At 49.0% G+C, this 26,784-nt stretch carries 24 protein-coding genes and 1 tRNA gene; 10 read left to right on the top strand and 15 right to left on the bottom strand.

All coding sequences use genetic code 11. The features are described from left to right. Positions 1–98: 98 nt before the first annotated feature. The 6 genes from PKX57_RS03375 to PKX57_RS03350 all read right to left on the bottom strand — a co-directional run bounded on the left by PKX57_RS03375 (position 99) and on the right by PKX57_RS03350 (position 5,352). A complete protein-coding gene (locus PKX57_RS03375) occupies positions 99–1,268 on the bottom strand; it encodes an MFS transporter (RefSeq protein WP_213922667.1) in 1,170 nt (389 codons plus the stop codon). Between the two features lie 69 nt (positions 1,269–1,337). Then, positions 1,338–2,600, bottom strand: a complete 1,263-nt coding sequence (locus tag PKX57_RS03370) for an extracellular solute-binding protein (RefSeq protein ID WP_213922666.1) — start codon at positions 2,598–2,600, stop codon at positions 1,338–1,340. 42 nt (positions 2,601–2,642) lie between these two features. Beyond that, complete coding sequence (gene coaE / locus PKX57_RS03365) at positions 2,643–3,209, bottom strand: dephospho-CoA kinase (RefSeq protein ID WP_213922677.1); 567 nt, start codon at positions 3,207–3,209, stop codon at positions 2,643–2,645. 2 nt (positions 3,210–3,211) lie between these two features. Then, the gene (locus PKX57_RS03360) at positions 3,212–3,466 is read right to left on the bottom strand and encodes a hypothetical protein (protein ID WP_213922665.1); all 255 of its coding nucleotides are present in this window, start codon (positions 3,464–3,466) and stop codon (positions 3,212–3,214) included. After that, positions 3,463–4,827, bottom strand: coding sequence for a glucose-6-phosphate isomerase (locus PKX57_RS03355; RefSeq protein ID WP_213922664.1), 1,365 nt, complete (start codon positions 4,825–4,827; stop codon positions 3,463–3,465). The genes PKX57_RS03360 and PKX57_RS03355 overlap by 4 nt, the downstream gene beginning before the upstream one ends. Positions 4,828–4,839: 12 nt before the next feature. Continuing rightward, positions 4,840–5,352 carry an adenine phosphoribosyltransferase gene (locus PKX57_RS03350; protein ID WP_213922663.1) on the bottom strand — a complete coding sequence of 171 codons (513 nt, stop codon included), beginning with the start codon at positions 5,350–5,352 and terminating at the stop codon, positions 4,840–4,842. 292 nt (positions 5,353–5,644) lie between these two features. Between PKX57_RS03350 and PKX57_RS03345 the strand changes: the two genes are divergently transcribed. The 8 genes from PKX57_RS03345 to PKX57_RS03310 all read left to right on the top strand — a co-directional run bounded on the left by PKX57_RS03345 (position 5,645) and on the right by PKX57_RS03310 (position 13,798). Beyond that, positions 5,645–6,139 (top strand): NADH-quinone oxidoreductase subunit NuoE family protein, encoded by a 495-nt coding sequence (locus PKX57_RS03345; protein WP_169699738.1) that lies wholly within the window; start codon positions 5,645–5,647, stop codon positions 6,137–6,139. Beyond that, the gene (locus PKX57_RS03340; protein WP_169699739.1) at positions 6,139–6,516 is read left to right on the top strand and encodes a (2Fe-2S) ferredoxin domain-containing protein; all 378 of its coding nucleotides are present in this window, start codon (positions 6,139–6,141) and stop codon (positions 6,514–6,516) included. Before PKX57_RS03345 ends, PKX57_RS03340 begins: the two co-directional genes overlap by 1 nt. A 17-nt stretch (positions 6,517–6,533) precedes the next feature. After that, a complete protein-coding gene (gene nuoF, locus PKX57_RS03335) occupies positions 6,534–8,333 on the top strand; it encodes an NADH-quinone oxidoreductase subunit NuoF (RefSeq protein ID WP_169699740.1) in 1,800 nt (599 codons plus the stop codon). Between the two features lie 69 nt (positions 8,334–8,402). Beyond that, a complete protein-coding gene (locus PKX57_RS03330) occupies positions 8,403–8,900 on the top strand; it encodes an NADH-quinone oxidoreductase subunit NuoE family protein (protein WP_472416009.1) in 498 nt (165 codons plus the stop codon). Positions 8,901–8,902: 2 nt separating this feature from the next. Continuing rightward, positions 8,903–10,522, top strand: coding sequence for an NADH-quinone oxidoreductase subunit NuoF (nuoF, locus tag PKX57_RS03325; protein ID WP_213922659.1), 1,620 nt, complete (start codon positions 8,903–8,905; stop codon positions 10,520–10,522). A gap of 70 nt (positions 10,523–10,592) precedes the next feature. Further along, positions 10,593–11,396 (top strand): transglycosylase SLT domain-containing protein, encoded by an 804-nt coding sequence (locus tag PKX57_RS03320; protein ID WP_169699742.1) that lies wholly within the window; start codon positions 10,593–10,595, stop codon positions 11,394–11,396. 3 nt (positions 11,397–11,399) lie between these two features. Further along, complete coding sequence (aglB, locus tag PKX57_RS03315; protein ID WP_472416007.1) at positions 11,400–12,887, top strand: cyclomaltodextrinase; 1,488 nt, start codon at positions 11,400–11,402, stop codon at positions 12,885–12,887. Beyond that, complete coding sequence (locus tag PKX57_RS03310) at positions 12,884–13,798, top strand: EamA family transporter (protein WP_214075546.1); 915 nt, start codon at positions 12,884–12,886, stop codon at positions 13,796–13,798. The genes aglB and PKX57_RS03310 overlap by 4 nt, the downstream gene beginning before the upstream one ends. Here the strand turns inward: PKX57_RS03310 and smc are convergent. Beyond that, positions 13,788–17,321, bottom strand: coding sequence for a chromosome segregation protein SMC (gene smc / locus PKX57_RS03305; protein WP_472416005.1), 3,534 nt, complete (start codon positions 17,319–17,321; stop codon positions 13,788–13,790). The genes PKX57_RS03310 and smc overlap by 11 nt on opposite strands. Then, positions 17,308–18,321 (bottom strand): radical SAM protein, encoded by a 1,014-nt coding sequence (locus PKX57_RS03300; RefSeq protein WP_470745661.1) that lies wholly within the window; start codon positions 18,319–18,321, stop codon positions 17,308–17,310. Before PKX57_RS03300 ends, smc begins: the two co-directional genes overlap by 14 nt. A gap of 272 nt (positions 18,322–18,593) precedes the next feature. On the opposite strand from PKX57_RS03300, the gene PKX57_RS03295 reads away from it, so the two are divergent. Continuing rightward, a complete protein-coding gene (locus PKX57_RS03295; protein ID WP_213922654.1) occupies positions 18,594–19,532 on the top strand; it encodes an amino acid--tRNA ligase-related protein in 939 nt (312 codons plus the stop codon). Between the two features lie 30 nt (positions 19,533–19,562). On the opposite strand, the gene PKX57_RS03290 is transcribed toward PKX57_RS03295, so the two are convergent. From PKX57_RS03290 to PKX57_RS03275, 4 genes are all read right to left on the bottom strand, one after another. Then, a tRNA-Asn gene (locus tag PKX57_RS03290) sits at positions 19,563–19,637 on the bottom strand. Positions 19,638–19,673: 36 nt separating this feature from the next. Continuing rightward, positions 19,674–20,063, bottom strand: a complete 390-nt coding sequence (locus PKX57_RS03285; protein WP_472416003.1) for a DUF1667 domain-containing protein — start codon at positions 20,061–20,063, stop codon at positions 19,674–19,676. Next, the gene (locus tag PKX57_RS03280) at positions 20,063–21,298 is read right to left on the bottom strand and encodes an NAD(P)/FAD-dependent oxidoreductase (protein WP_472416011.1); all 1,236 of its coding nucleotides are present in this window, start codon (positions 21,296–21,298) and stop codon (positions 20,063–20,065) included. Before PKX57_RS03280 ends, PKX57_RS03285 begins: the two co-directional genes overlap by 1 nt. Next, complete coding sequence (locus PKX57_RS03275) at positions 21,295–22,746, bottom strand: FAD-dependent oxidoreductase (protein ID WP_472416001.1); 1,452 nt, start codon at positions 22,744–22,746, stop codon at positions 21,295–21,297. Before PKX57_RS03275 ends, PKX57_RS03280 begins: the two co-directional genes overlap by 4 nt. A 178-nt stretch (positions 22,747–22,924) precedes the next feature. Between PKX57_RS03275 and PKX57_RS03270 the strand changes: the two genes are divergently transcribed. Next, positions 22,925–23,464, top strand: coding sequence for a glycerol-3-phosphate responsive antiterminator (locus PKX57_RS03270; RefSeq protein ID WP_213922651.1), 540 nt, complete (start codon positions 22,925–22,927; stop codon positions 23,462–23,464). On the opposite strand, the gene PKX57_RS03265 is transcribed toward PKX57_RS03270, so the two are convergent. Genes PKX57_RS03265 through PKX57_RS03255 form a run of 3 tightly spaced genes read right to left on the bottom strand, consistent with a single transcriptional unit; the run spans position 23,465 to position 26,766 of the window. Continuing rightward, positions 23,465–24,295, bottom strand: coding sequence for an ABC transporter permease subunit (locus PKX57_RS03265; protein ID WP_213922650.1), 831 nt, complete (start codon positions 24,293–24,295; stop codon positions 23,465–23,467). It abuts the gene before it with no gap. 11 nt (positions 24,296–24,306) lie between these two features. Next, a complete protein-coding gene (locus PKX57_RS03260; RefSeq protein WP_472415999.1) occupies positions 24,307–25,260 on the bottom strand; it encodes an ABC transporter permease in 954 nt (317 codons plus the stop codon). Positions 25,261–25,269: 9 nt separating this feature from the next. Further along, entirely contained in the window at positions 25,270–26,766 is a 1,497-nt protein-coding gene (locus tag PKX57_RS03255) for an ABC transporter substrate-binding protein (protein WP_472415997.1), read from the bottom strand. Between the last annotated feature and the right edge of the window lie 18 nt (positions 26,767–26,784).

Here is a 26,784-nt window from a genome sequence, read left to right as displayed (position 1 = left end):
CAATCCCTTTTTCTTCTCTTCATCTCTTTCCTGTTAACTTGGGGCAGGGTCAGTCGCTGACTAACAGTGAAGTATTCGAAATACTTTCGATTGAAGAGTCACCTTTTGACTTTTCTTATAAAGCGAATCTGATTGATGAATATCACCGAGATGAGTATGAGCGTCATGACGCCCACGCTTTTCAAATCGGGCCATACTTGAAGAAAATACCCTCCTATCAACGGGCCGACACCGAAGATTATGCCGACCATGGATTCGTGCACTCCTCCTTGCTTGCCATGATCGTTTTCCTGTGAGTTTAGACCGTAGAAGATCGCGAAAATGTAGGGCACCGCGTAAGTGGTGCCGCAAAGGAAAGTCACGGCGAAGAACACTGGAGCCGTTTGGGGCATGAAAAATGACAGCACGGCTGTCGAAAAAATTACCATCATCAGTATCAGGGCCTTACCGGGATTGCCGATCCAGAACTTGAATCTACTCATGAAAATAAAAGAGAGAAAGACTCCGACGTTCGCACCAACCGTTAAAAATCCTATGTTCTCCAGAGGTAGACCGGAGGCCGAAATCAACTTTGGAAAGAGCGCCATTCCGCTCGTATATATTATCCCTGCTAGGAGGAAGGCCAGTCTGTAAGATCTTCGATACTCTTTTATTTTTGGAAGGTCGGCTTGCGGCATCGGCTTTTTGAGCTTTTCACTGTAAGGTCCGGGGAGCGATTCGCCCCATTTTTTCCTGCTTCTGAAAATCATCACCGAACTCATAAGGGAGAGAAGGATTCCAAACATGAAGACGACCTTCGGCATCTTTTGAATTAGATAAGGACCGAGAGCCATACCGACGATATTACCGGCGCTCCAGGACAGGACGAAGCGTATCACCGTCGTCAAAGGGTCTATACCTTCTCTCCTCTCTCCCTTGGAGATCAAACCCTCAAGAGACGGAAAGAAAAAGCCGAAGAAGAGGTTCATCCCGAAGGCGAAGAGAGTTATATCCATGACACCTCTCCAGAAAAAACCCAGATTCAGAAAAACGGCCATAGCGATCATTCCGATGGAGAGACTCTTTTTGAAGCCGATTTTATCTCCTATCCTGCCCAAAGTGCTGGCCATCGATACATAAAAGATACTCCCACCAAAGTTTATCAGCCCGATCTCTATGTATGAAAGCCCCCATTCGGCTCCTTTAACGTTTATGGATGAGGATAGTAAATACAAAAGTACCGAAAAGGAAAAAGCGTAGAAATTGAAGGAATGAAAATACTTTTTCACTGACCCATACCTCGTCAATTAAACAATAAAAAAGGGAGGCGACTGCCTCCCCAGATTTTACTACACTTTTTATTGATTGGCTATAATTCTTAGCAGTTCCTGCTCTGCCCAGGCTATACCTTCATCAACCGTTCTCTTCTGGTTGATGACGTCGCCCACCATCGTTCCGAGTACGTTTCTCACATCATCCCAGAGAGCAACGTTCGGATCGACAGAACCGAAGGGGATCTGGCTTATCGGAACGGCAACGGTCGGATTCTGCTGTTCGTATGCCTTCCACTGAGGTGTATCGAGGGCAAGCTGCGTAACCGGCATGTAGCCTGTCTTCACCGACCAGTAAGCCTGGATCTCCGGGCTTACCAGGTACTTCATGAATTTCCATGCGGCGACCTTCTGTTCGGCAGTGATGCCGGCAAACATTACTACATCCGTCCCGGCGAACGGTGGTGCCTGGACTTCCCACATCGGAACCGGTGCCCACGCCCAGCCGTGCTTTCCTCTGGAACCGCTGTCAACGTAAGAGGCTGACGCTATAGTTTCGATGAACATAGCGATCTGACCGTCCCCGAACGGAGCGTCGAGATAACCACCCTGGAAGAGAGCGACACCGTAGGTGTGTGCCATATCGTACATGAGCTGCAGAGCTTCTTTTGCTTGCGGAGAGTTGATTATAACCTTGACCGAACCGTCGTTGAGTATTTCGACAGCTTCGCCTTTGTTGGCCCTGAGGAAGGTCATGAAATGGTCTATGGTCGTTCTGAAACCGAATCCGTACTGGTCGATGGTCCCGTCTTTGTTCTTGTCCTCGGTAAGCATCATGGCCGCGAAGAGCAGGTCTTCCATCGTTTTTGGGACTTCAAGGCCGTACTGTTCGAAGAGATCGGTGTTGTAGTAGAGAACATATGTACTCTTGTTGAAGGGCACGGCGTAGATCGTGCTTCCCCAGGTCACCATTCTCTTGAAAGGCGACCAGATGGCGGCCCATTCTTCGTCGGTCAGACCGGCTTCGGGATCGGCGATAAGGGTATTCAGTTCCTGCACGACGCCCCTGGGGATCAATCTGGCTGTCCAGTTTCCGTAAGCCTGAGAGAGGGCCGGAAGGGTGTTACTTTCAGCACTCACGAGGAGTTTTTGCTGCAATGCATTGTAGTTACCCACGTAGATAGCCTTGACTTCGATATCCGGGTTGGCTTCGTTGAACGAATTCACGATCTCTGTAACGGTCGTTCCCTGTGCGCCACCCATTGCGTGCCAGAACTCGATTTCCGTCTTCGCCATTACGAAGACTGCGAGAATCGCAAACATCACTACTAGAAGAATACTTTTGCGCATCTCTTTACCTCCTTATTCAAAGTGTTTCAAGCGTCGAAGTAATTATAGCATTATGCCCCATTCAAAAAGAACCTCTTCCACTTTTCGCATAGTCGTGGCAGCATCTCCAGATGTGTCAACAACAGCGTCGGCAGAGTCTCTTATGCGGTCAAGATGTTGCTGGGACTGTAAGATCGATCTGGCTTTGCATTCGGTCATTCCACGTAGCGCGAGGCGCCGCACCGTCTCTTCTGGGGAGCATTCCACCCACAAGATCTTATCGCAAAATTCCGAAAGACCAATTTCGTGAAGCAGCGCGCCATCGATTACGTAAAGCTTGGCATCGTCGCTCATTTTCGCAAGTGCCACAGAACGAATCACTGGATGAACGATACGGTTCAACCTTTCCAGGAGTTCTGGACTTATGAAGACAGCATTTCCCAGTTTTTTTCTATCCACCGAATCTCCGGTCATTACAAATTCTCCGAACTCTCTGCGAATTTCCTCTTTCATTGAATCGAGCGCCTGGTGGCCTATTTCGTCGAGGGATACTCGGATCGCACCGGACTTTTCGAGCGCCGAAGCAATCGTAGATTTGCCAGAACCAGCCTTACCGGCTACGCCCAGCACCGTCAAATCAATCTCTCACCTTTCTCCATGACGTTTATTACCACTTTTGAGATCTCGCTGGGTGAAAACTTAAGGGCCTCTTTCTCATCGGGAGTGAGGGTTATGATATCGGCTTCAATCTCTTCCATTTCGCCGATTTTCTTCAGCAACGACTCTGATTGCGCGGAGACGATGATATAGGTCGGAATGGTTTCCTCTAGAAAGTAAAGTTCGGTAACATCGAATTCTTCTATGAGTTTTAGCAAGTCTTCTTTCATAGTTCAAACCTCCAGGAGGTCTTCTCCTCGTATCTATCTCTGATTTCCTCGTAACCCCTGCGCCCCATGAAGGCGTAAGTAAGTTTCTTTCCAAGTTCAACCCCCGGCTGATCGTAAGGGTTTATTCGAAGCATGCTTCCTGCGATCGCGGTCTGTATTTCGTAAGATATTATGAACTCCCCGACGTGGAAAGCATCGATCTGTGGGAAAGTGATCGTCAGGTTGGGAATTCCGTTGGATGCGAGCGCTATCGAAGTCCCTCTGAGTTCTGCATTCAACAGCTCGGCCAGTTCAACGCCGTTCAGGTAGGACAGTGCCTCGACATCGGAATGGATAAACGGAACTGTGAGCTGATTTCCAAAGTCTTCAAGCTTTATAAAAGTTATCACTTTATCCTTTGGGCCTTCGTTGTAAAGCTGGACCTGCGAATGCTGATCTATCGCCCCAAGAGCTTTTATAGGAGTCTGGCCAGTATGTACTATTCTGCCGTTGAAATCGAACTTCTTACCCAGAGATTCGGCCCAAAGTTGTCTGTACCAGTCCGCAAGCGTATAAAGCCTGTTCGAGTAAGGCATCATAACCGATATGTTGTAGCCTTTTTTCATGTATGCGTAATGGATCAACGCATTCACGAGGGCCGGGTTGGACTTGACATTGTCCCGAAGGTACCTTTCACGGCCGAACCTGGCTCCTTCGTAGAGACCGTCGATATCTATGCCCTCCGCTAGGGCCGAAAGAAGTCCAACCGAAGTCAGCACGCTGAAACGTCCGCCGACATCGTCGGGAATCGTCAATGTTCTTATTTTTTCGCGATCGGCTATCTCTCGCAACACGCCCTTTTCGCTATCAGTTGTGAAAATGAAATGCTCGCTTGCCGCAAGACCCAGCTTGTCGAGAAGGCCTCTTGCGATAAGGTAATTAGACATGCATTCTGCCGTTGTACCGGATTTCGAGATGACGTTGAAAACCGTCAACTTTAGGTCCAACTCGCCCAGAATCGAGGAGACCATGTCGGGATCTACGTTGTCCAGCACGAAGATCCTGGCTTTTTTCATACGTTTCTCCCTGCTCAGGTTGTTCCAGTTTAGGGGGTTCAGCGATGAGTGAAGGGCCTGATTTCCCAGCGCGGAGCCACCGATACCTATCACCACAAAGTTTTCGAAGTTTTCCAGCCAGTCTTCCAGTGTCTTCACTTCATCCAGAATGGAATCATCGCCCAATATTCTCAGAAAACCAGGTTCGGGCGAATTGACCTTTTCCATTATCGTTGAGGTGCTTTTACCCGTCTCAAGAAGTTCATCGAAAATCAAACCGCTTTCAAGGGTCTCTTTGAAGGCAAAAGAAAAATCGTACTTCAGCATTACTAACCTCCGTCAGTAAGAGATTAAAGTGCGCACATCGTAACGAGCGAGTTTCTCTCTCGGTTTCAGGAAATCCAGTTCGGCCAGGCACAATATTGAGATCACTTCACCACCGCAGCTCTCAATCATTTCGGCTATTGCTTTCATCGTTCCACCCGTCGCAAGTATATCATCCACGATCAATACTCTCTCGCCTTTATGTATTGCGTCGATATGCATCTGTAGAGTTGCCCTACCGTACTCTAGTTCGTAGTCGATCTCCAGTGTCTCAAAGGGAAGTTTGCCGGGCTTTCTCACAGGAACCAGAGCTTTTCGGGTATGAAAGGCTATTGGAGCGGCAAATATGAAGCCTCTGGCTTCCGGTGCCACTATGATATCGAAGTCAAGTCCTTCAACTAGAGAACTCATCTGTAAAATGCATTCCCTGAAAGCATCGGGATCTTTTAGCATGGGTGTGACATCTTTGAAAATCACACCCGGTTTTGGAAAGTCTGGAATATCCCGCACAAAGACTCCTAGATCCATCGAATCTCCTCCTTATTAAGGCTCCTCGAACACCGGTAATTTTAACATTTAATAGACGATAAGTCTTGTATCCCCGGAATTTCTAGCCAGTCTTTATGCAAGTTGAAAAATGAAATTGAAAGCCATTGCAGACAGATTTCGCTGATCGATCTCAGAAAGGGTATTACGAAGATTCTTTGTTTTCCAACTGTTGGGGGCATCTTAACAGACGAAACTGCCCATTTTTTCGGGCCCATGTTATAATCCATGTGTGAAATAAATAACATTCTTGGCTTAAAGGGAGGTGCAAGGGTTGTCTGTGGTTAAATGCCCGGATTGCGAGAATCTTTTTGCCGAACTGGACCGGTATATCGATTCCGTGAAAGACAACACGGGTGTCTTAATTAACGTTCTTCACAAAGCTCAAGAAATCTTCGGCTATCTTTCTGAAGAAGTCCAGCAGCACGTTTCGGAGAAACTCAACGTTCCGCTCAGTCAAGTTTATGGTGTAGTCACTTTTTACAACTTCTTCACTATGAAACCAAAGGGAAAGCATCAAATCAGAGTCTGCCTGGGCACAGCCTGTTATGTGAAAGGCGCTGACAAAATTATGGAGAGACTACAGGATGAACTGGGAGTACCCATGAATCAACCAACTGCCGATGGAAAGTTTTCTATCCACGCAGTAAGGTGTCTGGGAGCGTGCAGTATGGCACCGGTTGTTCTCATCGGTGAAGATGACTATTACGGAAGGGTCACTCCGGATGAAGTGTCTAAGATTCTTGACAAATACAGGAGGGCTGAATAATGGCAAAGATAAAGAGTCTTGAAGAACTCATGAAAATCAAGGAAAATGCGATGAAAGGACTTAAGATGCGCGATTCCGGCAAGAAGGGCAAGATAATCGTTGCCATGGGAACATGTGGAATAGCTGCAGGTGCCAAAGACACTTTGAGAGCCATCGTTGATTCCCTTGATGAAAAGGGGATCGAAGATGTTGCCGTAGTTCAGTCGGGTTGTTTCGGCCTGTGCGATGTAGAGCCTACCATCGAAGTTCATCTGGAAGGGGCCGACCCGATAATCTACGGACACGTAACCCCTGCACAGGCGAAGAGAATAATAGATCAGCACATTGTCGAGGGGAAAGTTGTCGGAGATCTCATTGTCAAAAAGGGAGAACTATAACGAAGAGGTGATTAGCGGTGCCCGCTGTTGAAAATACGGTGCTTATCTGTGCCGGTGGAGCCTGTATATCGGCAGGTGAGAAAAGTGTCAAAGAAGTTTTCGAGGATACATTAAAAAAGTATTCTCTGGAGACGGTTGTAAGGGTTGTAGAAACTGGCTGTATGGGGGCGTGCGATCTTGGACCGATCCTGGTAATTTATCCCGAGGGGGTTTTCTATCAGAAGGTCAACGCCGAAAATGCAGCCCAAATAGTTGAAGAGCATATACTGAAAGGGAGAGTTGTGGAAAAGCTTCTCTATAAAGGCGATACGGGCGAACTCAAGACAAAACCCCAGGAAGAACTTCCCTTCTTTACCGAACAGGTTAAGATAGCTACAAGAAATCTCGGTGTGATAGACCCTCTATCCATCGATGAGTACATCGCAAGGGACGGTTACTTCGCCCTTCATAAAGTTCTTTTCGAAATGGGACCTGATAAAGTAATTGAAACGTTAAAGAAGAGCGAATTGAAAGGCAGGGGCGGTGCCGGTTTTCCGACGTGGATGAAATGGGATTTCGCCAAAAAGGCCCAGGGTAATCCAAAGTACATAATCTGTAACGCCGATGAAGGAGACCCTGGAGCTTTCATGGATAGAGCCGTCCTGGAGGGTGATCCTCACACGATAGTGGAAGCAATGACTATAGCTGCTTATACAGTCGGTGCACAGAAAGGTTTCGTTTATGTTCGTGCCGAGTATCCCCTGGCGATTGAGAGACTGTCTTTCGCGATGGAAAAAGCCAGAGAGTACGGTTTCCTCGGTGACAAAATACTGGGTACAGATTTCTCTTTCGACCTCGAAATAAGGATTGGCGCAGGAGCCTTCGTCTGTGGTGAGGAGACCGCGCTTATCAATTCGATTGAGGGCAAAAGGGGAATTCCCAGGGTGAAGCCGCCCTTCCCCGCTAACAAGGGTCTGTGGGGTAAGCCGACCCTCCTGAACAACGTAGAGACTTATGCCAACATTCCTCCGATAATTATAAACGGTGGCGAATGGTTCAGCCAGTACGGCGTGGAAGGATCAAAAGGCACAAAAGTCTTCGCTTTGGCCGGAAACGTGAAAAACACCGGCCTTGTAGAAGTACCCATGGGAATTACCGTGAGAAAGCTCATCTATGATATAGGCGGAGGAATTCCCCGAGGAAAGAGACTTAAGGCTGTTCAAACCGGTGGGCCTAGTGGTGGGTGTATCCCGCTGGAACATCTGGACACCCCGATTACCTACGATAACCTTAAAAAGCTCGGAACAATAGTTGGTTCTGGCGGAATGATCGTCATGGACGAAGACAGCTGTATGGTTGACGTGGCCAAATACTTTCTTGAATTCACCGTTGAAGAGTCGTGTGGACAGTGCACACCCTGCCGTGACGGCACCAGGAGAATGCTCGAGATCCTCGAGAGAATTACCGAAGGCGAAGGAACCATGGAAGATCTCGAGCTTCTCAAAGAACTGGGTGAAAATATAATGGCGACATCTCTCTGTGGACTTGGCCAGACGGCACCTCAACCGGTTCTTTCTACGATGAGGTACTTCTGGCACGAATACGAAGCGCACGTTTTGGAAAAGAAATGCCCCGCAAAGAGATGCAAGCCTCTCATGAGAGTCGTAATAGATAAGGATAAGTGTGTCGGCTGCACGGCCTGCGCCAGAGTCTGTCCCGTGAACGCAATTTCCGGCGCAGTCAGAAAGCCCCACGAGATAGATCCCGAAATCTGCACTCGCTGCGGTAGTTGTCTTGCGGTATGCAGATTTAACGCAATCAGCAAAGTCTCTCCGTGAGATATTTGAGAACCCCCTTCCGAGGGGGTTCTTCTGCATTGTCAATTTGGGTTGAAGGGAGGAATTAACATGTCTGTTGACAGTATCCGCGAGACGGTTACGAAGATTTACGAAGATATAAATAGTCAGAGTCTCGAAAAGGGCGACGTACTGATAAACACTCTGCACGCTATTCAGGATCACTACGGCAATTTCATTCCAATCGAGGCGGCTGAGGTGTTGAAAGAGCTGACCGGTACACCCCTGTCGAAAATATACGAAGTCTTGACTTTCTACACCATGTTCTCCACTCACAGACGCGGAAAGTACGTAATAAGGATCTGTAAGAGCCTTCCCTGCCATGTAACCGGCGGACAGGAAGTCGTTGATGCGCTTAAGAACAGCCTTGAAATCAGTTTCGGTGAGACAACCGGCGACGGTCTATTCACTCTCGAAGAGACCAGCTGCCTGGGACTTTGCGGAGTATCTCCCGTAATGATGATAAACGACGAAGCTTATGGAAATCTCACAAAAGAGAGAGTTTCGGAGATTATCGATTCAATCGTTTCCAGAGAGAGAGGTGAGTGAGTATGAGCAAACCTATTACCGTTCTGGTATCAATCGACTCGAACAGCCTTCTTCTCGGTGCGCGCCATTATAAAAACTATCTCGCCTCCCTGGTGGAAAAATACAACCTGGGATCGATCGTAGATGTTCTCGAGACGGGTTCTTTCGGAGATTACGGAAAGGGTGTACTGTTTCTGGTTCTACCCGAGAACACCGTTTACTCGGTCAAATCCGAGGTCGATGTTGAAAAGATCGTTCTCGAACATCTACTCAAAGGTAGGATCGCCCGGGAACTGGTCGTTGAAGATTTCAGCACCGAAGGACCGGTCGAAGCAAAAAGCACCACAATCGAGGAACGCGTAGTTCTGCGCAATGCAGGTTCAATCGATCCAAGGAACATAGAAGAGTACATAGCTCTCAACGGCTACCAGGGACTGGCCAAGGCTTTCAGAATGGAGCCCCGGGCCGTTATCGAAGAGATCAAGAAGAGTGGATTGCGCGGCCGTGGTGGTGCGGGTTTTCCGACTGGTTTGAAATGGGAGTTCACCCAGAAAGTAGATTCGCCTGATAAGTACGTGATTTGCAACGCCGACGAGGGTGAGCCCGGTACTTTCAAAGACCGCCTGATAATGGAGGGCGATCCCCACTCTGTCATTGAAGGTATGGTCGTAGCAGGTTATGCTGTCGGTGCCAGCAAGGGATATATATATATAAGGGGAGAATACTTCGAATCCGTTGCCAGCCTCAGAAGAGCGATCAGCCAGGCGTACGAGTACGGTCTTCTCGGGGCCTCCATACTGGGCACCGATTTTTCCTTCGACCTCTCAGTGAGATTGGGAGCCGGAGCCTACGTCTGTGGAGAGGAAACGGCGCTGATAGAATCGATCGAGGGCAAATCGGGCCGCCCCAGATTGAAACCGCCTTACCCCCCGGTTAGTGGTCTGTACAACAAACCCACTGTGGTCAACAACGTCGAAACCTTCGCCTGTGTTCCTCCGATAATAGACAAAGGTGCGAACTGGTTCAAAGCGATCGGCACGAAGTCTTCGGCTGGTACGAAAGTTTACTCCCTTTGTGGCAATCTGGTCAAGAGAGGCATAGTCGAGGTTCCCATGGGCACCACGGTGGCCGATCTCGTTTATAAGTTCGGCGGCGGCATTCCCGATGGGAGAGCCGTGAAGATGGTTCAGACTGGGGGCGCGGCCGGTACGTTTATAAAGCCCGAAGAACTGGGTGCACCTTTGGATTTCGATTCCTTCAAAAATTCCGGTGCGTCGCTCGGTTCGGGAGTAATTCTGGCTATCGACGAGACCCACTGTGCGGTCGATGTGGCGAAAAACCTGATGGAATTCTTCGCCCATGAATCCTGCGGTAAGTGTTCACCCTGTCGCGAAGGTACACACATAATCGTCCATATATTGAACGAGTTCTCCAAAGGTAGAGGAACCAGGGAGCTCTTCGATCAACTATACGATGTCGCCGATACGATGGAAGACTCTTCCTTCTGTGGATTGGGTCAGGCCGTTCCAGTACCGCTGAGGTCGATTCTCGACCGGTTCAAGGATGAATTTTTGGCGCATGTTGACACACTCCAGTGTCCGGTGGGCATCTGTAAGTTCGATAAAAAGAAGAAGAAGAGATAATTGAGAGTTACAAAATTATCGAGCCGGGGCAACCCGGCTTTTCTCTGATATAATAACCCAGAGGTGGAAAATGGATAAAGGAAAGAGATTGGATCTGATAGTCCTTCTAGTGTTGTTGACTTCAATCGTTGTTATATCAGGTCTGCTGGTTGGTTTTGGAAACCGGTTGAGCCCGAAAAAGGTGGCCTCTCTGGCGATTCTTTACAATGCCGGTCTGGGCGCTAACAGGGAGGACTTTCTCAACAACCCTTCCTACACTTACGACGACAGAGTGGTATCGGTTTACGAATATTTTGCCGGTAAGAGCGATTCAAAACCAGTTCTGAGTTCTGCGATAAAGATGCATAATGTGGATGATACAGAGCTTTTTTCTACCAACCCTGCCGTAGACAGACTGATCTCCTCCAAAACCCCCCGGGAGAATATCTCACTCAAGAACAAACTGCTGAGTCTTATCAAGTCTAACAAGCAACTGGATTCGAAAGGCGATGGGTTCAAAATCAAACTAGGAGAAGCCATTTACAGGGCGATCATGGATTTCACAGGTGTGAAAGTTAATATAATAGTAGGCGGGAAAGTGAAGACACTCGATCTCTCCAAACTGGATCCTTCGATAGTCGTCTCGATTATGATTGTGGAGTCCTCTCTCAATCCTTATGCGCTGATGGAAGAGAAAAGTCTCAACCCTTCCTTCTCTCAGTACGTTTACTCTCGTGGATTGATGCAGATCTACGAAATAACTCTCTGGACGCTGAATTCATGGCTAAAAGAGTCTCAGATAAATATTAAGCCCGAAGGGCTCTGGTCGATCAGGGATAATATCTTTCTTGGGATGGTTTATCTTTCGTATGCGAACGAAATGCTGGAGGAATGATCTATGGACGACTGGCAGAAGGACGCAATTATATACCAGATCTTCCCCGAGAGGTTCAATATAGGAATGGCACAGGACGTTTTCAAAAAGAGAGAGAAGGGTCACTACAGACTTCCCGAACAGCGTGTTCGTGCCTGGAATGAAAGGCCTCATGCCTCCCATGATGGTGGTCACCAGTACGATTTTTGGGGAGGAGACCTGAGGGGCATTATAGAGAAACTCGATTACATAAAGGATCTTGGAGTAAATACGATCTACATGACTCCGGTATTCTGGGGTCACACCAACCACAAATACGATACTCTCGACTATTTCACGATCGATCCCGATTTCGGGACTGAAGAAGACATGAAAGATCTCTTGAAAATCGCTCATTCGAAAGGGTTGAGAGTAATTCTGGACGGTGTGTTCAACCACGCCGGAATGGCCGGCAAATGGTTCAACGGCCTTAACATTTTCGGCCAGCCCGGCGCGTTTCAGGGCAACGATGAGAAAGGAAATTTCTTTGTGCGGGTTAACGGGCAGTTTAGGGGCTGGATGGATTCGAGAAATCTACTCGAACTCAATCTCGAAAACCCAGAACTGGCCGAGATCATTTATAGATCAGAAGAATCTGTCATGAAACGCTGGCTGAGATTAGGTATGGATGGCTGGCGACTGGATGTTGCTTTCGACATCGGCCCGGATATTCTATCGCTAATGTCGGACAGTGTGAAGAGTGTTAATCCGCGGGCCTGTATCGTCGGAGAGATCTGGAACTATCCTAAAGGCTGGAGAGAGAAGGCGAAACTCGACGGTCTGATGAACTATTACTACAGGTCTCTGATCTGGGACTCTCTTCGGGGTTCGTTGAAAGGTGAGATGGCCGCCGTGATTCTTGGCAATTGTATCCACGACTGCGGGCTCGATTATATGTCCAGATCATGGAACATACTGTCCTCTCACGACGTACCGAGACTCAGGAATGAACTCAGCTCCTTCGATAAAATCAAAGCTGCGCTCGTCCTGCAGTACACACTGCCGGGCATTCCGATGATATACTACGGCGAAGAAATCGAAATGGAGGGCGGTCACGATCCGGAAAACAGGGGTCCTATGGAGTGGGAGAAGGTTTCTAGCCCGCCCCGTACCTATCATCTCTACAGAAGATTAAACGAAACAAGAAATAGCAAAACCGCACTCCGGAAGGGCGAATTCACAGTCCTGAGAGCCGGTGATCCTTCTCTGATAACTTTCAAGAGACATACCGAAAGCATCGACGAGTTGATCGTTTCCGTAATTAACACATCTGAGCGTAACGTCAGGACCAGGGTCTATTTACAGGAAGGCTTCCTTATGAACGGAACTGCTATGAGGGATATACTGACCGGAAAGACGCTTTCAACTTCCTTCGGTTCGCTCGAAGCGAACATTGAACCGGGAGAAGCCCTGATACTCGAACCCGTAATAGACAGGACTGTGAACCGGTACTCACCTTACAAGAGAATATGAAAACTTCAAGGGGGAAAAGTCTCGGGCTGATCGTTCTGGCGATCACTTCGATGATGTGGGGTCTTTCGTATATCTTCACGAAGGTTGCGGTGGAAAGTCTGCCGCCGATGTTTCTGGCAGTTCTGCGATTTTCCCTCGCTGTCGCCGTTCTCTTTCCCATTGTAGGGAGACGAAGGGGCTCGTTCGGGAGAGTAAGACACAGATTTGCAGCGCTGGCCGGATTGCTGGGAATAACTACCTACTTCTTTTTCGAGAACTACGGTCTCAGCCTCACCAACGCTTCCGACGCCTCGCTGATAGTCTCGACGGCTCCGATCCTGACGATAATACTTTACGACGTTCTGCGCAGAAGATTCGACTATTTAGAATACATCGGTGGTGGTATAGCTTTTGTGGGCCTGGGGCTGATAATCTATTCGGGAAGCTTCTCCAGCGGTTCAAGCGTTGCTGGGAACCTACTCTCCTTCGGAGCGGCTCTCTCCTGGGCCGGATACACGTACTTTTACGAAAGGATAAGAAACAGTTCGATTTGGACCACCATGGAGATAATGTTATGGGGACTGGTCTTTTCCTTGCCGTTCGCCTTTGTAGAGATCTTCCTTCTCGGAAAGTCCGTCTCCTTTTCCTCAGGAGCTCTGGCCGGGGTTGTCTATCTGGGACTCTTCGCTTCCGCGCTTGGCTATATCCTCTGGAACATGGGAATAAACCTCTGGGGAGGCAAGGCGGCGACGCTCTGGGTCTATACGATTCCGGTCTTCACTGTTATGGCGGATGTGTTGTTTCTTAAAAATGTACCTTCGTGGCTGTTTTTCGTCGGTTCGGCCTTCGTTGGGACAGGCATGATAACGGTTATTGTCAGAGAGTTCAGATCGATGGTCTCCGAAAGCGGTAAAGAAACTGCTAACCGGTGATCGACTCCACCGAGTGCAGCTCGACCGGTATAACTCTGGAGAGGCCGTCGGTCATCGTTACCCCGTGCAGCACGTTGGCCACTTCCATGACTAGCTTGTTGTGTGTGACAACCAGAAACTGTGTGTCGAAGGCGTGCTTTTTCAGAAGCACCCTGAACCTCTCTGCATTGAAATCGTCGAGCGGCGCATCGACTTCATCGAGTACATAAAAGGGACTGGGCTTTATGCTCAGTAGCGAAAAAATCAGCGCGATTCCCACGAGCGCTTTTTCTCCTCCCGAGAGGAGCTGCAATTTCTGGATCTTTCTACCAGGGCGTCGCACGGTGATCTCGAGTCCGGTTTCGAGAAGATCGTTCCCGGAGATTATCTTGATATCGCCCTCTCCCCCCTCGAAGATCTCGTCTATATAAGCCGCGAAGTTCTTGTTTATTCTGTCGAAGGTTTCCATGAAAATTGTCTTCGCCTTCGTATCTGTCTTTTCGATCAGTTCTATCAACTTCTGTCTGGCATCTTCCAGATCGGCCTTCTGATCGTTGAGTTCCTGGTACTCCCTGTCAACCACTCCGTATTCTTCTATCGCATCGAGATCAACGCTGCCCAGGAACTTCAACTTGTTTTCGTAATCGTCCAGCTCGACCTTAACCTCCCGCAGTTTTTCTTCCGAAAGAACGGGAACATCGGCAGTATTTTCTCCAGAGTTCTCCATCTCTTCTCTCACTCTGGTCAGTTTCATCTGGCTTTCCTGTATCAGCATCTCCAATTGATGGGAGCGGTCTCTCTTCTTCTCGCGCTTCTCCTTCAGTTCGTTGATTACACCTTCGGCTTCCTGAAGAGCGTTCAATCTCTGTTCCTTACCCTCTCTCTGGTATCTTATGCTTGAGAAGAGATCTTCGGTTTCTCTCTTCACCGATGCGATCTCTCTCTCCTGATCGGCGACCTGCTTTCTCAACCTCTCGGTCTCCTCCTCGACCTCTTGCATCTCTCTGGAAAGAAGGTTGACGTTTTCTTGATCGGAGCGTTTCTTCTCCAGTATAGAGGCGTGTTCCTTAGAATACTGCTCCTGCTTTTCATATAAAGTCGATAGTCTTAGCTTCGAATCCACGATGCTATCCTGGAGCTCTTCAAGAACCTTCTTCTGTCTCTTCAATTCTTCTGACTCGGCCTCAACGCTCTCTTCAAGTCTCGCCTTCTCTATTTTCAGGGCAGATTGCTCGTTGACCAGAGACTCCTTCTTGAGATGACTTTCCTGTAATCTGCGTGAGTACTCGGTTTCCAGTTTAACCAGTTCTCCTATTTCATCCTCGACTTCCTGTGTCGATTTCAGAAGTTCGTGGATCATTCGATTTATGGCAGCTCCTTTCGAGGCCAGCTCGTTGAGTTCCTCCTGGAGCACTTTGTAGTAGCCCCTCAGTTCGGTTATATCGTCTTTCAGGCGCAGTATCTCTTTCTCTCTCAAAGCGATGCCCTTTTCCAGCTCGACTTCTCTTTCCAAAAGCTCGGCGATCCTTCTCTTTCTAGAGAGAAGATCCGTTCTAGCTTCGTCGCCGATGAAGCCACCGGTGATCGAGCCACCGCCGCTAACGAGCTGACCATCGATCGAGACCATACGTCCGGAGAAGCCAAGCTCCCTTCTCATCTCGATCGCATCGTCAAGGTTCCTAGTAACCACGGAATTTCCGAAGAGATACGGTGGCAACTTCTCGAAACCCTCCGGTACTTCGATCAATTTGGCTGCGTAGCCTATGAAGCCAGGATGGTTCTCTATCTTCGAGTAACGATTGAAACTGCCCTCGATCATGTCGATCGGCAGGAGAGTGGCCCTTCCGATTTTGTAGGTCTTCAGGAACTCCACTATCCGCTTGGCTGTGATGGCGTCGTCAACGACTATATCCTGCATCCTCGAACCAAGCAGGATCGTTATGGCAGTCTCGAAGGACTGTGAAACATCGACGATGTTGGCGACGACATCTCTCAACCCGTTGAAGCTATCCCGTCTGTTGAATACCTCTCTCACAGTTCTGGAGAAGCCCTGGTACTCATGTTGCTGCTTCTCCAGGAGGGTCCTTTCCATCTGCGAACGCTTGAGTTCATTCTGGTCCTGAGTCAGAGACTCTCTGGCCTTCTCCAGGGACGAATCCAGCTCGGCCATTCTGTCTTTGGCCGCCTTTATATTGGCTTCGACTTCCTTCTGCCTGTCCGAGCTCTCCTTTCCCTGTCTGGCGAGGCTTTCTATCTCCTCTTTTAGAGTTTCAAACCGCTCTCTTTTGGATTGAAGTTGTGTCTGGATCAATCTGAGTCGCTTTGTAGTATCTTCACGGTTGTTTTCGAGACGCTCCAGCTCGTTCTCGATCTTAGACAGCCTTTTCTGAGTTGAATCGAAGCTCTCCTGTAATTTCAGCCACTCTCGCTCGCGCGAGCTATAGTTCTTGACAAGCGAGTCGCGTTTCTCCTCGAGAGATGTAAGCAGTCTCTCCTCTTCATAGACTTGCTGGTTCAGACTGTCGATGATCAGCTTTATCTCGTCTTTTCTCTTCTCCAGTTCATCGATTTCGTTTTTGAGGGAATCGATTCTGGTGGATACTTCTATCAGGCGGTTTTCTCTCTCCCCGAGCCTCCTGGCGTATATTTCTTTCAGCTCCAGCAGGTCGTTCTGTCTTTTTTTGTACTCCTCAAGAAGTTGCGTGAAGCCTTCGATCTCTTTATCTACTTCGGAGAACTCGCTCCTGAGGGTTGACCAGTTGGATTCGGCCTCCACCAGTTTTTTTTGGAGCTCTTTCAACTCTTCTCTGATTCTCTCGAACTCACCCCGATGAGTAAAAAGCGTCTCTTCTTCGATTCTGGCGATATTTCCGAAAAAGAGGCCTTTCAACTCCTTCTCTTTCTGTGTGTATTCCAGGTATTTTTCGGCTCTTTTTGCCTTCAAGTAGAGAGACTTTCTCTGTTTGCCCAGTTCGAAGATAATATCTTCAAGCCTGTTGAGGTTCTCCTCAGTGGAGGCGAGTTTTCCAAGGGCTTCCTTCTTTCTTTCCTTGTAGATCGCCGTTCCGGCCGCCTCTTCGATCAAGGCTCTTAACTCGTAAGGCGAGGCACTTACGACCTTGTCCACCTGGCCCTGGCCAACGATGGAGTAAATATCCATCCCGACTCCGGTTCCCTGGAAGAGTTCCTTTATGTCCTTCAGCCTACCCGGTCTGTCGTTCACTCTGTACTGTGAAAGCCCATCTCTGGAAACCTCGCGGGCTATGGAGAAACTCCCCTCTTGCGATTCGAAGACCAGTCTCACCTCGGCAGAGTTGGAAGGCGGAAACTTCTCCGAACCGTTGAAGATCACGTCCTCCCTGTTGTCAGCCCTGATGTTTTTCATCGACTGCTCGCCGAAAAGCCAGCGTATCGCGTCAACGACGTTGGACTTGCCGCTTCCGTTGGGACCGACCACTGCCGTTATTCCCGCAGATACATCGAATTTCGTGGGCATCGCGAAACTTTTGAATCCCTTTATATAGATCGAGCTAAGTCTGAGCATATATACCCCCCAGAAGCCTCTCTCTGATTGAATTCAGATAGCTTTCAACATCGAGGCGGAGACCGTTTTCCCGGAACTGAACTATTATACCCTCGTTTGAGGCAGTAACGATCACGTATCTCCTGTGCCCGGTGAAATCGCCCTTGTGAGATTTGTCCAGAGCGATGTGATCGCTCCCACCCAATCTATGGTGTTCGCGGAGTACTTCGAGCATAAGCCTGTTTCTAACAAGTTCACCCAGTGCCGGATGGTAAGGGCCTGCCACCACGTTCTTAATTTCGTTTCCATAGAGGCACACACCTATCCTGTTAACGACAACACCTGCCCCGTTGATTATCAGGTACATCTTCCAAAGTATTTCGAGCGATTCTTCCAGACCGGGTGGCGAGAAGAGTCCCCGGACGAAGTCCTGTGCGAGCAGCGAGTCTTTCAGAATAACCAGCGGATGGAGTCTCACGCTGACTGCACCTGTACGGACAGCTTCCAGAGAGGAGATCAGATCCTTGGCGTGATTGTCTCCGGGCAGACCGGTCATTAGGTGAAGACCGAAGGGTATGGAGAAATCTTTTAGAACTTTAGTTGCCGAATAGATCTCTTTCACACCGTGGTCACGGTTGCTCAGTTTCAGAACCAGGGGATCGAAAGACTGCACTCCCAATTCGACCAGACTGATCGGATAATTTCGCAGAAGAAGGGCTTTTTCCCGGTTGAACTGCCCCGGTGAGGTAGAGAAGCGTATCCCTTTTATCACCTTTCTTTCAAAAAGTTCCAGACCTATATCCAGGTATATCTTCTGCCTTTTGGAACCGGTGAACGTCCCGCCATAGAAAGCTAGCTCCACGTTGTTCTTGTCAACAAAATACAAGAGATACCTCTGTACGGTCGAAAGGATCTCTTCTCTGACAGGGAGTTTCTTCAGACCAGTGGCCGAATATTCATTGCAAAAAGTACAGTGGCTTTCGCAGCCCTCGTGGGGTAGAAAAACTGGAATAATGTTCATGTAAGTATTATAACCGACCCGGAGAATTGGGGGAAAGAAGACATTTCAACAAATCTTAATGAAAAGACTTTCTATGTTACCTTACAGATGGTAGAATCTTTCAAACGCGGAGGTACTGACATGGGTAGGATCATAACGAAATTTGAGAAGTTCATACTCAATAATAATAACTGGCCGGGATCGGTCGGTTAATCTCTGCGTACTGAGTAATTTAGAAGATTAAAAGGCCGATGGATTTCCATCGGCCTTATTTTTTAAAAGGGGTTGAAAATATGGAGAGAACGGAAAAACTCAGCGACAGGATAATGGAGCACCTCAGGGACCCGTTCGTTAGGGCGGCTGTTACAGTCAAATCTAAGGTTATTGCAGAATCGGGAAATTTCTTGCGGGGAAAGGGATTTGTCGAGCTGCTTCCAACGATAATTTCGCCGGTCACGGACCCTCTCAACCACGAAGTCCACAACGCCAAGTTCCGATACTACGATCAGGAATATAAACTGATGCAGTCGATGATTTTCCACAAGCAATTAGCCTGTACGGCCTTCGACAGGATCTTCATCATCTCGCCAAACGTACGACTCGAAACATCTGAAAAGGCCTCCTCGGGCAGACACCTCTTCGAGTTCACACAGATAGATCTTGAAATGCGCGACAGCAGGAGGGAAGATGTTATGGAAGTCATGGAAGGACTGATCGTTAACGTCATCACTTCCGTGAAGAGAGATTGCGGCCAGGCGCTGGATTATCTGGGATCCGACCCGGCCGTGCCTTCCCGCCCCTTCCCAAAGGTGAAGTATCTGGATGCCTACGACCAGTACGGAAAGGATTTCGAAACGATTCTCTCAAAGAGCTTTACCGAACCTTTCTGGCTTATAGATATTCCCATCTGGGAGAGAGAGTTTTATGATCGGCTTTCAGATGACGGCAAAACCCTCGTGGATATGGATCTTATTCTCCCTCTTGGCTTTGGCGAGGCTCTATCGGGCGGTGAAAGGGAGTGGGAGTACCGGAGAATCGTGAAGCGGATGGAGTTCAAGGGGAGCGACCCTAAAGAGCTGTCCTGGTACATGGAGATCGCAGAAGACGGCAACCTGGTACCAACGGCCGGCTGTGGTTTCGGAGTGGAGAGGTTGACGAGATATCTCTGCTCTCTGGATCACGTTGCGAAAACCAGACTATTCCCCAAAGTTCCCGGTCAGAGCTGCATATGAGAAAACTCCCCCGAAATTTCGGGGGAGTCCTGGCTCCAGCGGAGGGACTCGAACCCCCAACCGTCCGGTTAACAGCCGGATGCTCTGCCATTGAGCCACGCTGGAACACATTGATTATTGTAACTCGAAACTTTCTTTATTTCAAGTAGGTAGAGTTGTTTTTTCTCTCCCACCGTTGCAGCTGACGGCTCTGGTTGCAAGCAGCGGCGTACCTTCTCCATCGATGTCTTCGACTACTGTATCGCCGACTGCCACGGGGGCAACTATCGACAGGTTCTTTATCTCTTTCATTATCTCCTTGATACGCGCTCTGTCGATCGGTCTGGGTGTCTTCACAGAGACCAGAGGTAATGTACCGTTGGATACCCCAATACTGGTTGTCAGAATTCTTTTGGGCATCATCAACTCGTTGCGGGCGTACTCCTCACCACGGGCACAGCGGTTGCCTTCTATTGTGTATTGAACTCCCTCTTTTCTGACGGATACTTTGCACCCTACTGGGCATATCACGCACGTTATGTGACCTTCCATCACTGCACCTCTACTGTGAGTTTGCCGTAATTCATCAGCGGTTGTAGTTTGTCTCTGTTCACTACCAGCTGTATCATCTCGCTGGGTACTCCGTACGAGAACTTCTTTTCGATCTTTAGTTCCTTCAGGACCACTAAGCCTTTTTCCATCGGTTTTCTCAGTCTTATGTATAGTCTCAAATGCTCCTCCATATCGACGATTCCCGGGACCAGAACGCTTATGTTCTTTCCCCGGAAGACCGGCACTCTATCTCCTGAAGTATTAACTCCCCTGGAGAATAGTGCGGCGTGACGACCTGCAATCCAGCCTTCAGCGGCTACATAATCCACCAGATCGAAGATGGCGACATTGTTTCCGGCCGCGAAGACTCCTTCTATGCTGCTTTCACAGGTGTTTGAAACGAGGAAGCCCCTGTTCATCGGATCGACTTCAAGGTCGTCGCTGAAATCTTCTACCTGCGGTAGAAGGCCGGCCGAAAGAATAAGTGCATCTACGTCGATGGTTCTGGAAGTACCCGGAACTGGCGTAAAGTTCTCGTCGACCTTCGAGATCTCCACACTTCTCAGTCTTCCGTCGCCACTGATTCCCGTAACCGTGGTAGAGAGATGGAGCGGTATATCGAAGTCTTCCAAACACTGTACTATGTTTCTAGTCAGTCCTCCTGGGTAAGACATTCTTTCTAGAACGCTTACTACCTCAACTCCCTCCAGAGTGAGGCGTCGCGCCATAATAAGTCCGATGTCTCCGGAGCCCAGAATCATAGCTTTTCTGGCCGGTATTCGATTTTCAAGGTTTACGTATCTCTGCGCAACTCCGGCCGGCATGACGCCGGCCGGCCTGTCGCCCGGTATTAGAAGCGATCCGAAAGGTCTCTCTCTGGCGCCGGTGGAGATAACCAGAGCTCCGGCCTGTATTTCGTAGGCACCGTCTGGAGAAAGTACCTGTGCGACTCTCTTTCGAACGTCGATATCGCGTACGTACGACTGGCTGATGATTTTTACGTTTTCCATGTTCATATCATCGATCAGCCTGGAAGCGAACTCCGGGCCTGTGAGTTCCTGGTGATAGAATTGCAGGCCGAATCCGTTGTGAATGCACTGGTTCAAAACGCCCCCCACACTCGATTCTCTTTCGAGAAGCGTTACATATACACCTTCTTTCGCGGCGCTCAGGGCACAGGCCATACCGGCAGCTCCGCCTCCGATCACGAGAACATCCGTTTTCTCTCTCTTCAGCATCTTTCTCTCACCTTCCCGTCGGTTATCCAGCTTTCAGGAACGTTCTGACGTATCTCGGAGAGATCTTTCCCCAGTTCTCTTGAGAGTATCGAGGCGATCTTCCAGCTGCAAAAACCACCCTGACATCGACCAAAACCGGCCCTGGTTCTAAACTTAACTCCATCTATCGTTCGCGCCCCGTCTCTTATCGACTGAACGATTTCAGCTTCCGAAACTTCGTTGCACTGGCAGATTATCTTTCCGTATAGGGGATCACTTTCGATCAAGCTGGAGATGGCTTCAAATGGGAGTTCCTTTATTCTGGTCTGTTCTTCTATGAAAGGATCGAAGTTTCTCTTCTCCTCAAGTGAAACGCCAATAGAAGGCAGCAGCTCAAGAACGACGTATTCCGCGATCGCGGGAGCAGCCGTCAAGCCTGGCGATCTAATGGCTCCAACGGTTATGAAGTTATCAATCTCACAAGCGGCTTTTATGTAGAAGTCCTTGCCGGAGCTTTCCGGTCTGATACCTGCGAAGGATTTGACGTACCATTGGGGTGAATCGATTCCTGGAATCAGCTCCTTTCCAGATTGCCTGACAGAATACAATCCCTCCGCCGTTGTCTTCAGCTCTTGCGGAGTGAAATCCTGTAGCTCTTCCGAAGTGGGTCCGAGGAGTACGCCACCCTCGATCGTGGGCAGCACCAATCTTCCCTTTCCTGAGGCGGTAGGGAGCGGAAAGACGATTCTTCTGACAAGATCGCTGGCTCTTTTATCCAGGAGAATATACTCGCCCCTTCTCAATTTGACCGGTGGTACCTCAACATCAAAAAGCCGTGCCACCTTTTCGTAGAAGAGGCCGGTTGCGTTTATCACTATATCGATGTTCTTTATTTCTCTGCCGGAAGCCAGACGGAGGCTCTTTATAGAGCCTTCTTCAACCCTGCCGCCGACCACTCCGTCTCCGGTGATAATTTCAGCTCCGTTGCGAGCGGCGTTTATCGAGGCCGCTATGGCTACCATCCATGGCTCGGTGATACCGGCGCTTCCACAGTAAAGGGCGTAGTTGAACACACTCGAGATAGCCGGCTCCAGCTCGTGCAGTTCCTCTCTCCCCACTATTCTCAGATCGCGAACGCCGTTAGCTTGGCCGTTGACCAGTAGCTCTTCCAGTTTTTTCAACTCTTCTTCGTTTCTTGCGACGACGATTGAGCCGATCCTGTTGACTGGAACTTTCAACTCTCTGGCCAACCTATCGTACAGTTCGTTGCCCCTGGCGCACAACCTGCCTCTTAGGCTTGCCGGCGGATCATCGTACCCCCCGTGAATGATGGCCGAATTTGCCTTGGTGATACCCTGGCCCAGATCCTCTCTCTTCTCTATCAGGATTACTTCACCTTCGAATTTACTCAGTTGCCGGGCAATTAGCGTCCCGATAACTCCCCCTCCTATTACCACCGATCTCATCGAAACACCTCCAAAGAAAAACCACGCCACGAAAGCATGGCGTGGTTTTCTCATAAGCTCTACCACGTGTCGATAAAATTATAGCATATAGGACTTTCTCTTTTTGCGCGGCTGGAAGAATGGTCGGAGAAAACCCGGGCTTTTTAAGATGGTAGAATATTGGCAAGGAGGTTAATCCATGCTCAAAGGTATTATTGCCGCTTTATGGGATAGGAAAACCCGGCCGGAGGAGGTAGATCCGCGGACGGTTTTCTTTCTGAACGGAGGCCTCTTCGAAATTCAAGACCGGATAAATGAATTCAAGGCCGCCGGCAAGTCTGTTTTCGTCGATATAGATTTCATATCAGGTCTTTCGGGCGACGAAGACAGTGTTCTCTTTTTAAAGAAATGCGGGATCGATGGTATAATCACCGCCAAAATAAGGATAAGCAAGCAGGCAATCTCTCTGGGAATGAACAGTCTCTTGAGATTCTTCGCCCTGGACTCACGGGCGGTGGACAAGGGAATTCAGCAGATACTCTCCAACGGTGTAAAAAACATAGAAATTCTACCAGGTCTGGTATCGACCAAGGTTGCACCCAGAATACGCGCGATGGTTCCGGATGTGAACCTGGTGGCGGCCGGTCTTATCGATACCAGCGAGGAGTTAGATCTTCTGAAGAAGTATGTTGACGGTGTTTCTACCAGTTCGACAGTTCTATGGAGGTATAAGTGGTGATTATCTGTTTATCCTGGGATCGAGTATGTCCCTCAATCCGTCGCCCAGGATATTGAGACTGAGAACTATCAGAGCTATCACCAAGCCGGGAAAGAGTACTACCCACGGCGCACTCAAAAGGAAGGCCGTGCCCTGTCCCACCATCCCTCCCAGTGTGGGTTCTGGCGGTGGTACTCCAAGACCGAGAAAGCCAAGAGAAGCCTCCGTCAGGAGAGCCGTCGACACGTTGGTAGTGAAGGTCACTATGAGAACCGAAGAGACGTTGGGCAGAATATCCGTTAACATTATAGAAAGGCTCTTCTTTCCGAGAGCCCTCGAAGCCTTTACGTAGAGACTCTCCCTCAGGGAGAGTGCAGCCCCTCTCACGGTTCTTGCGAAGATGGGAACGTAAACCAGCCCTATGGCGAATACTAGATTCACCATGTTCGATCCGAAGAGAGCAATTATGAAGAGTGCCAGTATCAAGGAGGGAAAGGCGAAGAAGCTGTCCATTATCCTCATTATCACCAGGTCTGTGGCACCGCTGAGATAGCCTGATATCAAGCCCAGCATGGTACCGATGAGGGCAGATATTGCAATCGCGCTGGAGGCGATTATCATACTCTTTTGCACCCCGAACATGGCTCTGGAAAAGACATCTCTTCCGAACTGGTCTCCGCCGAAAAGGTGCTTCCACGAAGGCCAGCTCATGAAGGCTTCGACGTCCATTTTGTAGGGATCGTAAGGAGCGAAGAGTCCGGGGAAGAGCGTTATCAGAACTACAACCAACAGCAACAACAGACTGATAACGTACAGAGGGTTTCTGGCTAGTCTACGTAAAATCTTCAGCACTGCTCCACCACCTAACGCAGTTCGACTCTGGGGTCGATTACTGTGTATAGGATATCTACAAGGATATTGAGCAGCACTATCAAAACACCTATGAATAGCACTATTCCCTGTACCACGGGGTAGTCTCGCTCGTTGACCACCTGCAGCAGAAGCCTTCCCATTCCGGGAAGGGCGAACATGTTTTCTATCACGATCGTTCCCCCAAGGAGATAACCCAGCTGTATCCCCGATAAAGTGACTACCGGGATCAGGGCGTTCTTGAGCACATGTTTCATTATCAGGTTTCTGGAATTGACTCCCTTGGCCCTGGCCGTTCTTACGTAATCCTGGGTAAGAATATCGAGCATCGAGGTTCTGGTCATTCTCAGGATCTGCGCCGATACCATCAATCCGAGTGTAAGAGAGGGCAACAACATAACCTGGAGATTATCGATCAGATTGCTCGACATACTCACGTAGCCGAAGAGATTGAAGTTCTCGAAAACTCCCGAGAAGAGAACTATGAGAATCGCCCCCACCCAGAAGGATGGGGACGAAAGACCAATCAGCCCTATTACCCTTACTACATTGTCTGTAAACGTATTTCTCTTAACCGCCGAGATTATTCCCAGTGGTATCCCGATTACTAGAGCGAAGAAGAGCGAGAAAACGGCCAATTCAAGAGTTACTGGAAATCTTTCACCCAGGAGTTCGGTTACGCTCTTGCCTGTTCTTAGAGAGGTCCCGAGGTTGAAAGTAAAAAGGTTTTTCACCCAGATTCCGTACTGCACAATAAGCGGCTTATCCAAACCATACTCTCTGTAAAGTTCCTCTATCTGGTCTTGGGTCAGATAGTTCTGTGTTCCCAGCATAATATCTACTACATCTCCAGGAACAAGGTGTATGGCCAAAAAGACCATGAAAGTTACAAGTAGCACAGTCGGGATGGCAGACAGTAATCTTCTTACAACGTAGCTGAACTCCATTTGCGCTCCTTATTTCTTGGAAGTCTCTCTAAGAAAGATCAGGCTTTCGTTCGCCAGAGATCTGAACCCTTCTACGTTGTTGTTTGCTGCAAATATAGTATTGGCGGAGTACAGAAAGATAATTGGCGATTCGGCAACTAGGATTTTCTGTAACTGGTTGTATATTTTCTGTCTTTCATTTATATCGGCTTCGCTTCTTCCCCTGTCGAGCAGGGCGTCAACCTCGGGGTTGCTGTATAGGAAAACGTTCGTAGAACCACCTGTGTGGAAAGTTCTGTTGAACTGAATATCGGGATCGATGGAACCGCTGTTGAGTGAAATGAACGAGTCGAAGTCGCTCTCTCTCCATTTGCTTATAAATATACCCCACTCCACAAGGTTTATCTTAGCTCTGACACCGACCTCTGCAAGCTGCGCCTGAATGACCTGGGCAACTTTGTCGAAACTGTATCTCTGGGAGGCCACTATCTCGAACTCAAAACCGTTAGGATATCCGGCTTCGGTTAGGAGCTCTCTAGCCTTTGCGGGGTTGTATGTGTATTCACTGAATTGAGAGGGTTTCATCGCCCAGAACTCCAATTCGGGATTGAGCGGACCGGTCACCGCACCCTCGTCGAAGGCGACGAGTTTGACGATCATTTCTCTATTGATAGCGTAATTCAGGGCATTTCTCACCTTGGGGTTGCTGAGCGGCCCCCTCGTGGTGTTTATTCCCAGAAGGTAATAGCTGAGCACCGCATTTCTGTGGATCTTGAATCTGTCTGTCGGTAGTTGATTCAAGCTGAGCGGCTCGTTTATTCTTGCCAGATCAACGTCACCGTTTCTCAGTGCCGAAACCCTGGTCACCTCTTCGGGCATGATCATCATTTTGATCTCGTCCAGGTAAGGAAGGCCCTCGATGAAATACTCCGTGTTTCTCTTGAGAGTTATGTAGTTGCCCGCTACATAATCGGCAAGTTCGAAGGGTCCTGTTCCGTTGGCCGAGAGCTGGAGATTGGCTCCCGATTCCACAAACTTCTTGGAGAGGATTGAGCTGTTGACACCGGCGAAGTTCGGCAAAAGCGAGGCGGCCATTGGGATGGTGAGCTTGAACTCGATCTTGTTACCGTCAACGACCTTTATCGAACTGACTTCCTTGTAGTAGGTCGCGGCCGGGGCCTTGGTGTCGGGGTTCATTAGCCTTTCAAACGTGAAAATCACGTCCTCCGAGGTTAATGGATCTCCGCTATGGAATTTCACACCATCTCTCAGCTTGAAGAGAATAGTGTACGGATCAACCACTTCGAAGCTTTCGGCAAGATTTGGTACCAGGTTCATACTTTCATCGTACCTCAACAGACCGTCATAAACGTTTTCCAGCACCCTGTGCGAAGCGAAAGCCGTGACCAGTGTAGGATCGAGGCCAACCGGTTCGGTTTCGATGGCCATCACCAGCTTCCCAGGGGAGCCTGCTAATAACGTAACAGCTAACAAAGCCAGAACCAAAATCTGAAAGAACCTTTTCATACAGCCACCTCCTTGTAG

It is taken from the genome of Mesotoga sp. (genome assembly GCF_035363035.1).
Classification (GTDB): domain Bacteria; phylum Thermotogota; class Thermotogae; order Petrotogales; family Kosmotogaceae; genus Mesotoga.
Note: the sequence above shows the minus strand (reverse complement) of the source record. Positions and strands in the feature narration are given on the sequence as shown.